The organism is Microbacterium sp. CGR2, assembly GCF_003626735.1.
Classification (GTDB): domain Bacteria; phylum Actinomycetota; class Actinomycetes; order Actinomycetales; family Microbacteriaceae; genus Microbacterium.
In genome coordinates, this window is record NZ_RBHX01000001.1 from 2,168,563 (window position 1) to 2,180,073 (window position 11,511).

Annotated in this window: 11 protein-coding genes; 3 read left to right on the plus strand and 8 right to left on the minus strand. The window is 68.9% G+C overall.

Going from position 1 to position 11,511, the window contains the following annotated elements; genetic code table 11:
- Positions 1-171: 171 nt before the first annotated feature.
- Complete coding sequence (locus D7252_RS10925; protein ID WP_120776924.1) at positions 172-1,158, plus strand: LacI family DNA-binding transcriptional regulator; 987 nt, start codon at positions 172-174, stop codon at positions 1,156-1,158.
- Between the two features lie 5 nt (positions 1,159-1,163).
- Here the strand turns inward: D7252_RS10925 and D7252_RS10930 are convergent, their stop codons facing one another.
- The 7 genes from D7252_RS10930 to D7252_RS10960 form a co-directional block, all read right to left on the minus strand.
- Positions 1,164-1,517, minus strand: coding sequence for a Fe-S protein (locus D7252_RS10930; protein WP_120775414.1), 354 nt, complete (start codon positions 1,515-1,517; stop codon positions 1,164-1,166).
- Between the two features lie 48 nt (positions 1,518-1,565).
- On the minus strand, positions 1,566-2,039 hold the full coding sequence (gene ribH / locus D7252_RS10935) for a 6,7-dimethyl-8-ribityllumazine synthase (protein WP_120775415.1): 474 nt from the start codon (positions 2,037-2,039) through the stop codon (positions 1,566-1,568).
- Positions 2,036-3,304 (minus strand): GTP cyclohydrolase II, encoded by a 1,269-nt coding sequence (gene ribA / locus D7252_RS10940; RefSeq protein ID WP_120775416.1) that lies wholly within the window; start codon positions 3,302-3,304, stop codon positions 2,036-2,038. Before ribA ends, ribH begins: the two co-directional genes overlap by 4 nt.
- Positions 3,301-3,963 carry a riboflavin synthase gene (locus D7252_RS10945; protein ID WP_120775417.1) on the minus strand — a complete coding sequence of 221 codons (663 nt, stop codon included), beginning with the start codon at positions 3,961-3,963 and terminating at the stop codon, positions 3,301-3,303. The genes ribA and D7252_RS10945 overlap by 4 nt, the downstream gene beginning before the upstream one ends.
- Positions 3,963-5,006, minus strand: a complete 1,044-nt coding sequence (ribD, locus tag D7252_RS10950) for a bifunctional diaminohydroxyphosphoribosylaminopyrimidine deaminase/5-amino-6-(5-phosphoribosylamino)uracil reductase RibD (protein ID WP_120775418.1) — start codon at positions 5,004-5,006, stop codon at positions 3,963-3,965. Before ribD ends, D7252_RS10945 begins: the two co-directional genes overlap by 1 nt.
- A gap of 287 nt (positions 5,007-5,293) precedes the next feature.
- On the minus strand, positions 5,294-6,157 hold the full coding sequence (locus D7252_RS10955) for an Fpg/Nei family DNA glycosylase (protein WP_120775419.1): 864 nt from the start codon (positions 6,155-6,157) through the stop codon (positions 5,294-5,296).
- Between the two features lie 52 nt (positions 6,158-6,209).
- On the minus strand, positions 6,210-6,773 hold the full coding sequence (locus tag D7252_RS10960) for a GNAT family N-acetyltransferase (protein ID WP_120775420.1): 564 nt from the start codon (positions 6,771-6,773) through the stop codon (positions 6,210-6,212).
- A 75-nt stretch (positions 6,774-6,848) separates the two neighbouring features.
- Between D7252_RS10960 and mfd the strand changes: the two genes are divergently transcribed.
- Entirely contained in the window at positions 6,849-10,424 is a 3,576-nt protein-coding gene (mfd, locus tag D7252_RS10965; protein ID WP_120775421.1) for a transcription-repair coupling factor, read from the plus strand.
- Positions 10,425-10,449: 25 nt separating this feature from the next.
- Here the strand turns inward: mfd and D7252_RS10970 are convergent, their stop codons facing one another.
- A complete protein-coding gene (locus D7252_RS10970) occupies positions 10,450-10,818 on the minus strand; it encodes a glyoxalase/bleomycin resistance/extradiol dioxygenase family protein (RefSeq protein ID WP_120775422.1) in 369 nt (122 codons plus the stop codon).
- A 74-nt stretch (positions 10,819-10,892) separates the two neighbouring features.
- Between D7252_RS10970 and D7252_RS10975 the strand changes: the two genes are divergently transcribed.
- Positions 10,893-11,495, plus strand: a complete 603-nt coding sequence (locus tag D7252_RS10975; protein WP_120775423.1) for a gamma carbonic anhydrase family protein — start codon at positions 10,893-10,895, stop codon at positions 11,493-11,495.
- Positions 11,496-11,511 lie beyond the last annotated feature (16 nt).

Genomic DNA, 11,511 nt, shown 5'->3' on the forward strand with positions numbered 1-11,511 from the left:
CGACGAGACCTTCTTCGGGTAATGCGCTTCGGATGTGCGCTCGACGCGCCAATGTGTCAACGTCAACATAAACGACGGACTGTTAGTGTGTCAACGTCAACATATGAATGGATGGTGGCCGTGACCGCAGAGCACCCGGGAGAGCTCTCCCCGCGCCGTCGCGAGCCGTCGATGGAAGACGTCGCCCGCGCGGCCGGCGTCTCGGGACAGACCGTCTCTCGCGTGGTGAATGCGCGCGGGTATGTCGGAGCGGCCACCCGTGAACGGGTCGAAGCGGCCATGCAGAGCCTCGGGTACCGACCCAACAGCGCGGCGAGGGCCCTGCGCTCCGGGCGCTTCCGCACCATCGGCGTGGTGATGTTCTCGTTCAGCTCCTACGGCAACCAGCGCACGCTCGACGCGATCGCCGTGCGCGCCGCGCAGCTTGGCTACGCCCTGACGCTCATTCCGGTGGAATCCAGCGCCACGGAGACGGTCGCCGGCGCATTCCGCCGTCTGGAAGAGCATGCTGTCGACGGCATCATCATCGTCATCGAAGCGCATCAGCTCGACGAGTCCGACATCGAGATCCCTGACGCGCTGCCGGTCGTCTTCGTCGACTCGAACCGCGGCGCGATGCATCCCTTCGTGGACACCGACCAGGCGCAGGGGGCGAGACTCGCGACCGAGCACCTGCTCGACCTGGGCCACGACACGGTCTGGCACGTCGCCGGTCCCGCGAAGTCGTACTCGGCAGAACGACGCCGCGAAGCGTGGCGGGCGACGCTCGACGAGCGGGGACGGGTCGTCCCCGAGCCGTTGCAGGGAGACTGGTCAGCGGCATCCGGTTACGACGCGGGGGTGCACCTGCGCCAGATCGACGGGGTCACCGCCGTCTTCGCCGCGAACGACCAGATGGCGATCGGGGTTCTTCGCGCATTCCGCGAGGTTCATCGCGACGTGCCCGGTGACGTCAGCATCGTCGGCTTCGACGGTCTGCCCGATGCCGCGCAGCTGTGGCCCCCGCTGACGACCGTGCAGCAGCATCCGGAGCGCGTCGGCGCGCTCGCGGTCGACGCGCTGCTGGTCGAGCTGGACGGCGGCGAGCGAGGTCAGACGCCGCTCGTGGGTACCGAGCTCATCGTGCGCGCGAGCACGGCACCGCCGCGGTCACGCTGACCGTTTCAGCGCCAGAGCAGCGCCAGGGCGGCGTTCGTGACGGTCAGGATGCCGATGAGCCAGAACACCGCGGACGGCACGGCGTCTCCGCGCTTCTGACGTGCCGTCCCGATGCCCAGCATGGCGCCGATGATCAGCAGGATGACGAGCTTCGTGCCGATCTTGGCGTAGTTCAGGTCGTAGTCGATTCCCCACGGTGCGGCAAGGGCGAGACCGGCGAGACCGGCGATCAGCAGGCCGTAGTCCATCATCCGAGTGATCTGACGCTTTCCGCCGAAGGCCTGCACCGCCCACGAGCCGAAGAGCACGGCGAAGCCGATGAGGTGGACGAGTACGACGATCTGGCGCAGGGTCTCCATGCCCTCACCGTATTGCGGTCACGGGCGCGAGCGCCAGCCAGGCGACCCTCAGCCGCGCAGTTCCCGCGTGACGAGGGCTGTGCGCAGCGCAGCATCCGCGGCTTCGGCGCCCTTGTCCTCCTTGGAGCCTTCGAGACCGGCGCGGTCGAGGCCCTGCTGCTCGTCGTCGAGGGTGAGCACGCCGAACCCGACGGGCTTGCCGGCGTCCAGCGCGACCCGGGTGAGGCCGTCGGTCGTCGCCGCGGACACGTACTCGAAGTGCGGCGTTCCGCCGCGGATGATGACGCCGAGGGCGACCACCGCGTCCGCACCGCCGGTGAAGGCGGCCTGTGCGGCGAGAGCCAGCTCGAACGACCCGGGAACACGCACGAGGCGATGTGCGGCCTGTGCCTCGTCGAGCACCCGCACCGCGCCGGCGATCAGGCCGTTGGAGATCGTCTCGTGCCAGGTGCCGGCGACGATGACGACGTTCAGCCCACGTCCGTCGATCTTTTCGGTCTCGGGTGCTCCATGGCCGCTCATGCGTTGTCCTTTCCGTTCGCGAGAGCTGCTGCGAGCTCCGCTTCGCCGATGATGTGACCCATCCGGTCACGCTTGGTCTCGAGGTACTGGTGGTTGTTCGGGCCGACGCCGACGATCAGGGGCACCTGCTCGACGACGTCGAGGCCGAGTTCGCGCAGCTTGTCGACCTTGTCGGTGTTGTTGGTCAGAAGCCGCACCTTCGAGATGCCGAGGTCGCTGAGGATGCCGGCTGCGGCGGCGTACTCGCGGGCGTCGGCAGGCAGGCCGAGCGCGAGATTGGCGTCGACCGTGTCGAGGCCTTCCTCCTGCAGGCTGTAGGCGCGCAGCTTGTTGATGAGCCCGATGCCTCGTCCTTCGTGCCCGCGCATGTAGACGACGACGCCGCCGTCCTGCTCGATCGCATCGAGCGCTGCGTGGAGCTGAGGGCCGCACTCGCACTTCAGCGAGCCGAACGCTTCCCCCGTCAGGCACTCCGAGTGCACTCGGACCAGTGCGGTCTCGCCCGGCTCGCCCGAGACGACCGCGATGTGGTCGGTGCCGGTGACCCGGTCCTTGTACGCCAGGAAGCGGAAGACTCCGTGGGTGGTCGGCACCGTGGCGTCGGCGCGGAGACTCACGCGGCGACCGCGATGCGTCTTGGGCGTGTAACCGTCCGGATCGATCTGGTTGAGGTGCGCGATCAGCTGCTCGATCGTGATCACCGGAACGCCGTCTCGGGCGCCGAGCTCGAGCAGGCCCGGCATGCGCATCATGCTGCCGTCTTCCGCGACCACTTCGGCGATCGCGCCGACGGGCCGGAGACCGGCCAGCTTCATGAGCTCCACCGCGGCCTCGGTGTGGCCGCTGCGCTCGCGCACACCACCGTCGACGGCGCGCAGAGGCAGCACATGTCCGGGGCGGATGAGGCTGGTCGCGGTCGACGCGGGATTCGCCAGCACGTTGAGCGTATGCGCGCGGTCGTGCGCGCTGATGCCCGTGGTGACGCCTTCCGCGGCGTCGACGCTCACCGTATACGCGGTCGAGCGGGCGTCTTCGCTGGCGGCGACCATCGGCTGCAGATTCAGGTTGTCGGCGAGATCGGTGGGCATCGGGGCGCAGATGAAACCGGACGACCAGCGCACGGTCCACGCGACCCACTCGGGCGTGGCCAGCTCGGCCGAGAGGATCACGTCGCCCTCGTTCTCACGGTTCTCGTCGTCGGCCACGAGCACGGGCCGACCGGCGCGCAGAGCTTCGAGGGCTTCGGGGATGGTGGAAAGGCTCATCGTGAGCCTCCTTCCGGTGCGGCTGCGGCGGGTGCTCTGAATGCGAGCAGACGCTCGACGTGGCGGGCGAGGATGTCGGTCTCCAGGTTCACGCGATCGCCGACCGCGCGAGCTCCGAGCGTTGTGGCGGCGAGAGTCTCCGGGATGAGGGAGACCTCGAACCAGTGGCCGTCCTGACCGTTCGCGTCGCCGACGGCGCTGACGGCGCTGACGGCGCTGACGGTGAGAGAGGTGCCGTCGACCGAGATGGAGCCCTTGTCGACCACGAGCGGGGCCAGGTCTTCGGGCAGACTGATGCGCAGCACGCTCCACTCCGCTCCGGGTCGCACCTGGAGCACCTCGCCGACCCCGTCGACGTGCCCTTGGACGATGTGCCCGCCCAGGCGAGCGCCGACCGGCATCGCTTTCTCGATGTTCACCCGGGTGCCGACGGATGCCTGACCGATGGCGGCGACGTCGAGCGTCTGCTTCATCACATCAGTGTCGAAAGTGTCACCGGTCGACCCGACGACGGTGAGGCACACGCCGGACACCGCGATCGATTCGCCGTGGACGGCATCGCGCGTGGCGAGGGGTGCGCGCACGGTCACGCGCCAGCCGTCTCCGGCGGGCGTGATCGCGGTGATCTCGCCGATCTCCTCGATGATTCCGGTGAACATCAGGCGTCTCCTTCGTTCTGCGAGAGTGGGTCGTTCGCGGGGTCGGCGATCGCGAGCAGGTCGGCGCCGAGCGGCACCCATTCGGACACGTCGAGCCGCACCGCGTCACCGATCGTCGCGACGCCGATATCGGTCAGCGCGACGCGGTCGCCGCCGAGCAGCACGGGGGCGAGGTAGGCCAGCACACGATCGACGAGTCCCGCGGCGACGAACGCGCTGGCCAGCGTCGGCCCGCCCTCGACGAAGAGGCGCTGCACGCCGAGACGGTGCAGGTCGGTCGTGATCGCGTGCAGATCGTGGGTGTCGTAGAAGAGGGGGGTGTGCGGATGCCGGTGCACGGCAGCATCCGAGGGCGTCGGCCGTGCGCCGATCACGACAGGGATCGGCTGGTGGGTGAACAGGCTGTCGCCGTCGCGGGCGGTCAGGGCCGGATCGTCGGCGAGCACGGTTCCGGTGCCGACGGCGATGGCATCCGCTTCCGCGCGACGGCGATGCACATCGGCGCGGGCGAGGGGGCCGGTGATCCACTGGCTGGAACCGTCGGCGGCCGCCGCCCGCCCGTCGAGGCTCTGCGCCCACTTGACGGTGATGTGCGGGCGGCCGAGGCGCTGCGCCGTGAGCCAGCCATCGATGAGCGCATGCGCATCCGCGGCCCCTTCTCCCGCGTCGACGCTGACCCCCGCGGTGCGCAGACGCTCTGCGCCTCCGCCGGAGGCCGCACCAGGGTCATCGAGTGCGTAGACCACCCGGGAGACCCCGGCTTCGATGAGAGCGACAGCGCACGGCCCGGTGCGGCCTGTGTGGTTGCAGGGTTCGAGGGTGACGACGGCGGTCGCGCCGGTGGCCGCACCCGGGGCGAGCTTCGACAGTGCATCGACCTCGGCGTGCGGAGTGCCGGCCCCGTGATGCCAGCCCTCGGCGAGGATCTCGCCACCGGGGGAGAGGAAGACGGCACCCACCTGCGGGTTCACCCCGCGCGGGCCACGGGCGGCGAGTTCGAGCGCACGACTCATCGCGCGGCGCTCTGCCTCGTTCACTGCCATCCGTCGTCCTCCTGTGAGGCTCCGGGGCTTCTCCCGATCGGAGATGGAGGCAGAAGGCGCGCACAGCTGCGCCTCGTGCTGCCTCCCTTCCGGACTAGCGAGGTCTCCCTCGCATCACCGTCGGTTCCGGATTTCCACCGGATCGGCACCCCGGCCGAAACCGGAGCGCTCGCGGACTGTCACCGCCGGTTCGGATTCTCACCGACCCCGGAGCACGTTGATGCTCTGAGTGTACTCAACGCGCCCGCGGACATTTCATTCCGCGTCGTCGTGCGCCTGTCGTGCGCTCACTTCAGCAGCCGGGACAGGCGCCGGTCGGCGAGCACCTTCCCGCCGGTCTGACACGTGGGGCAGTACTCCAGCGACCGGTCGGCGAAGAACACGCTGCGGACAGTGTCGCCGCACACCGGGCACGCCTCCCCGCGGCGGGCGTGGACCTGCATGCCGCGGCGTTTGGCGTCTTTGAGGTCGGCCGGTGGCTTGCCGGAGGCCGCGGCGACGGCATCCGTCAGGGTCTCCTGCATCGCCGAGAACAGACGGTCGATCTCGGCCTCGTCGAGCTTTCCCGCGATGGCGTACGGCGACATCCGCGCGGCGTGCAGGATCTCGTCGGAGTACGCATTGCCGATTCCCGCGATCACCGCCTGATCACGAAGCAGTCCTTTGATCTGCATCCGTCTGTCGTCGAGGAGCGCGGCGAAGGCTTCGCGGGTGAACGTCGGGTCGAGGGGGTCGGGCCCGAGCCGTTCGATGCCCGGCACCTGCTGCGGGTCGCGGACGACGTACACGGCGAGGGACTTCTTGGTGCCTGCCTCGGTGAGGTCGAACCCGCTCCCGTCGTCGAGCGCCACCCGCAGCGCGATCGGCGACTTTCCCGGCTTGATGGGCGTCGTCGGAAGCGCGTCGTACCAGCGCAGCCACCCGGCCTTCGCGAGGTGGAACACCAGGTGCAGGTCATCGCCGCACGACAGCACGATGAACTTGCCGAGGCGGGCGGACGCCGTGATCTCGGCGCCGTGCAGAGCGGAGATCTGCGGGTCGTAGGTCTTCAGTGCGGCGATCGCGGCGACGCTGGCCTTCGTGATGGTGCGCCCCACGGCGCGCTCGCCGAGGAAAGCGGCAAGCCCCTGGACCTCTGGCATCTCCGGCATGGTGTCATCCTGCCACCGGCATCCGACGCTGTCACGCGTACGCCCATGCTCGTCAGAGGACCGGCCATCCCACCGGCGTCCGGTCGTCGGTCACGAGCAGTCCGGCGATCCAGCCGTCGTCGCGTCCGCGCGGGCTCGTGAGCGCCTGGCGCTGCAGACCCTCATAGCGGAAGCCGAGTGCGCGCGCCGAACGCGCGGAGGGGACGTTGCCGGCGACCGCCTGCCAGCGGATGCGCACGAGGTTCAGCTCGGCGAAGCCCCAGTCCAGCACCGCCAGCCCGGCTTCCACCAGATAGCCCTTGCCGCGTGCGTCGGCGGTGACCCAGTAGCCCAGCTCGGCGTGCCCGCCGGAGTGATGCTGCTCGATGTTGTGCAGACCGATCATGCCGACGAGCCGGTCGTCGGCGTAGATCCCCCACACCGTCTCGCTGCCGTCGCGCCATGATCGGCCGACATGCTTGACGAAATCCTCGGCGTCGGCGCGCGTGTACGGGCTCGGCACGGTCGTCCAGCGCGGGATCTCCGGATCCTGACATGCGGCGTCGATCGCGTCGATGTCGGCCTCGGTCGGAGCGCGCAATTCGAGGCGTTCGGTGGACAGGATGGCTTTTCGCATCCCTCAAGCCTATGTTCGGCCGCTGCGTCGCAGGCTCCGCGCCTCGATGTCGGTGGGCGCGACTAGTCTTGTCCGGTGACTGTTCCGGGGATTCTCCGCGCCTTGGAAGAGGCGTCTCTGTACCGTGATGCCCTCAGCTGGGCGCACACCGACGCCGATCTCGGCCTGGTCGACGGGCTCGACGCTCCGGTGCTCGCCGGTCTCCTCGAGAAGCGCGGTAGCGCGGGGCATCCCGCCGCACTGCTCGCCGTCGTGCCCACAGGGCGGAGGGCGGAGAGCCTTGCTCTGGCGCTGGAGGCCTACCTTCCGACCGCAGAGATCCTCACCTTCCCCGCATGGGAGACGCTCCCGCACGAACGGCTGAGCCCCAGCCCCGACACCGTGGGCCAACGGCTCCAGACGCTGCGCCGCATCGCCGAGTGGTCGGGTGAGCATCCCCTCGTGGTGGTCGCTTCCGTGCGAGCCGCGCTTCAGCCGATCGCCGGCAACCTCGGCGAGATCGCTCCGCTCGAACTCGGCGCCGGCAGTCGCGGGCACGAGCTCGACCATGTCGTCGAACAGCTCGTCGAACGTGCATACTCCCGAGTCGACATGGTGTCGCGGCGCGGCGAGTTCGCCGTTCGCGGCGGCATCCTCGACGTCTTCCCTCCCACATCCGAGCACCCGTACCGCGTCGAGTTCTTCGGCGACGAGATCGACCAGATCCGAGCGTTCTCCGTGGCCGACCAACGATCGCTCCCGGGTGCCGTGGACGGCGTCGACCTCCCGCCCAGCCGAGAGCTGCTGCTCACGCCGGACGTGCGCGACCGCGCTCGCGCTCTCGTCGGCGGCTTCCCCGCGATCTCCGGGATGCTGGAGAAGATGGCCGAAGGCATTCCCGTCGAAGGTATGGAGTCGTTGCTGCCGGCGGTCTCGGGGCCGCTGAAGTCGCTCGCCGAGTACCTGCCTGCCGGAAGCGCGACGGCAGTGGTCGACCCCGAGCGCTCGACGGCACGAGCGATCACGCTGGGCGAGACGAATCGCGAGTTCCTCGATGCCGCGTGGAGCGCGGCGACCTCCGGTGCCTCGGCCCCGATCGACCTCGGCGCGGGTGATTTCCTCACGATCGCACAGCTTCGCGAGGGCGTGCGCGACCGTGGCGGCGTCTGGTGGAGGTTGAGCCCCTTCGGCATCGGCCTGGGCGAAGGCGGAGCGGATGCGGCGAACCTCGATGCGTCCGTCATCCCGTCGTTCCACGGCAACGTCGACGGAGCGATCTCGTTCGTCGAGGCGAAAGCCTCCGACGGATGGCGCGTCGTCGTGATCGCGGCCGGCCACGGGCTGGTCGATCGCGCGCGCGATGTGCTCGCCGATCGAGGCATCGCCGCCCGCATCGTCGAATCCCTGACCGAGGCGCCGGAGCGCGGGATCGCCACCCTCGTCACCGGATCGGTGGAGGCCGGGTTCCAGATCACCGAGGCGAAGCTCGTCGTCCTCACCGACAACGAGTTCTACGGCCGCACCATCGGCGGCGACCAGCGAGTGGTCAAGAAGCTCGCCTCGCGCCGCAAGAACGTCGTCGACCCGCTCCAGCTGAAGTCCGGCGACTTCGTCGTGCACGCCACGCACGGCATCGGGCGCTTCGTCGAGATGACCAAGCGCGAGGTGTCGACCGGCGGCCGCAACGCCACCAAGTCGATCCGCGACTACCTGGTGCTCGAATACGCGCCGTCCAAACGCGGCTACCCGGGCGACAAGCTCTACGTGCCGACCGACCAGCTCGATCTGCTGTCGAAGTACGTCGGCGGCGAAGCCCCCACGCTGTCCAAGATGGGCGGCAGTGACTGGGCGCAGGCGAAGGGCAAGGCGCGCAAAGCCGTCCGTGACATCGCCGTCGAGCTGGTCAAGCTGTACTCCGCGCGCATGAACGCGAAGGGGTACGCGTTCGGGCCGGACACTCCGTGGCAACGCGAGCTCGAGGAGGCGTTCCCGTTCGCCGAGACACCGGATCAGCTGCAGACGATCGATGAGATCAAGGCCGACATGGAGCGGCCGATCCCGATGGACCGCCTGCTCAGCGGCGACGTCGGCTTCGGCAAGACCGAGGTCGCGGTGCGCGCCGCGTTCAAGGCGATCCAGGACGGCAAGCAGGTCGCGATGCTCGTGCCGACGACGCTTCTCGTCAAGCAGCACATGGAGACGTTCACCGAGCGCTTCGCCGGGTTCCCGGTGAAAGTGAGGGCGCTGTCGCGATTCCAGTCCGACAAGGAGGTGCGGCTCACGCTGCAAGGGCTCCTCGAGGGCTCCGTCGACATGGTCATCGGCACCCACCGCATCCTGACGGAGGGGGTCCTCTTCAAAGACCTCGGGCTGCTGATCATCGACGAAGAGCAGCGGTTCGGCGTCGAGCACAAGGACACGCTGAAGAAGTTGAAGACCAACGTCGACATCCTCGCGATGAGCGCCACACCCATCCCGCGCACGCTCGAGATGGCGGCGACCGGCATCCGAGAGATGTCGACGCTCGCGACGCCGCCGGAAGATCGCCATCCGATCCTCTCCTTCGTCGGGCCACGCAGCGACAAGCAGATGGCCGCCGCGATCCGCCGTGAGATCCTCCGCGAGGGCCAGGTGTTCTTCGTGCACAACCGCGTGCAGTCGATCCAGCGGGTCGCCGCGCAGCTCGCCGAGCTCGTTCCCGAGGCCCGCATCGCCGTCGCGCACGGGCAGTTGGGTGAGCAGCAGCTGGAGCAGGTCGTCGACGACTTCTGGGAGCGCAAATTCGATGTGCTCGTCTCCACGACGATCATCGAGACCGGGCTCGACATCGCCAACGCGAACACGATCATCATCGACCGTGCCGACAAGTACGGCCTCAGTCAGCTGCACCAGCTGCGCGGGCGAGTCGGGCGTGGTCGCGAGCGCGCCTACGCATATTTCCTCTACGACGAGATGAAGCCGCTGTCCGAGACCGCCGCCGACCGACTGCAGACCATCGCGGTCAACAACGAACTCGGTTCGGGCATGCAGGTCGCGCTGAAGGACCTCGAGCTGCGCGGCGCGGGGAACATGCTCGGAGCGGAGCAGGCGGGGCACATCGCCGGCGTCGGTTTCGACCTGTACCTCCGGATGATCGGCGAGGCTGTGGCGACGTTCCGTGGCGACGAGGTCGAGACCGGGCAGGAGCTGCGGCTCGAGCTGCCGATGGACGCGCGCATCCCCGAGTACTACATCGACAGCGAACGGCTGCGTCTCGAGGCGTACCAGAAGCTGTCGGCGGCCTCGGCGGCGACGGCGAAGGACGACGCGATCGACCTCGTCGTCGACGAGCTCACCGACCGGTACGGCACTCCTCCTGACGACGTCGAGGGGCTGCTCGCCATCGCGCGGTTGCGTCGCCGTGCTGCGCGCGCCGGTCTGACGGATGTCGTCGCGATGGGGTCGAACCTGCGCATCGTGCCGGCGCGGCTGGAAGACTCGATCAAGGTGCGCTTGCAGCGGCTCTACCCGAAGGCGAAGCTCGTCGGAGGAGGAGAGGCGCTCGTCGTGCCGATGCCGACCGTGGCCGCTGCGGTGGGCGTCGGCGTCGAACCGTTGCCGGATGCGCAGCTGCTCGAGTGGGTCGAGCAGCTGTTCACGGCGATCTTCCCGGAGCCGGTCAAGGTGGAGTGACCCGCGTCGACGGGATGGGGGCCGTTCAGCTCACGGTCGGTGGTGTCGCGAGGTAGAGCAGGTTCCCGTCCGGGTCGCGCACCTGTGCCACGCGCTCGCCCCACGGCATGTCCTCTGGCGCCGTCACCGACGGGGCTCCGGCAGCCACCGCCGAGTCGTACGTCGCATCCACATCGTCGGCGTACAGCCAGATCGCGACGGTATCTCCTCGCACGGTGTCCGGTTCGAATCCGATTCCGATCGTTCCGCCGCCGACCGCGAGAGCGACGTAGACATCGGTTCCGTCCTGGTCGTAGCGATACGTGACGGATGCAGCGAAGGCTGCTTCGTAGAACCCGCTGAGCCGCGACAGGTCGTGCGTGCGAAGAATCGGGAAGAGACGCGTGACGCTCATGCTGGCGAGAGTAGGCCGGGTCCGCAGCGGTGTCAACGCTCCCGCCGCGGCATCCGCGGGACTAGTCTGGCGGCATGTTGTACGAGCACCTCGGGGCTCGGCCCCGGATCCATGACACCGCCGTCGTCGCTCCCACCGCCGCGATCTCCGGCGACGTGGAGATCGGGCCGGGCTGCCAAGTGCTGCACGGGGCTGTGATCACAGCGGAGGGCGGACCGATCACGCTCGGCGAACACGTCATCGTGATGGAGAACGCCCTCGTCCGAGCGACGGCCGCCAATGCCGTTCACATCGGACCGCACACCCTGATCGGCACGCTCGCGAGCATCGCCGGAGCCACCGTCGGCGAGGAGGTGTTCTTCGCGTCGGGCGCCCGCATCTTCAACGGTGCTCTCATCGGCGACCGCTGCGAGGTACGGGTGAACGCGATCGTGCATCGCCGGGCACGCCTGCCCGCGGGCACCGTGGTGCCGATCGGCTGGGTCGCCGTGGGCGACCCGGTGCAGCTGCTCTCACCCGACCGAGAGGAAGAGATCGCGGCGGCACAGCCCGAGCTGGACTTCCCCGGCTATGTCTTCGGCGTCGACCGCGACACCCCCGACCTGATGGTGCAGCTCACCGAGCGCTACGGCCGCTCACTTGCCCGGCACGCGGATGATCGCGTGATCGCCGAGTAGGCAGCAGTCGGCACAC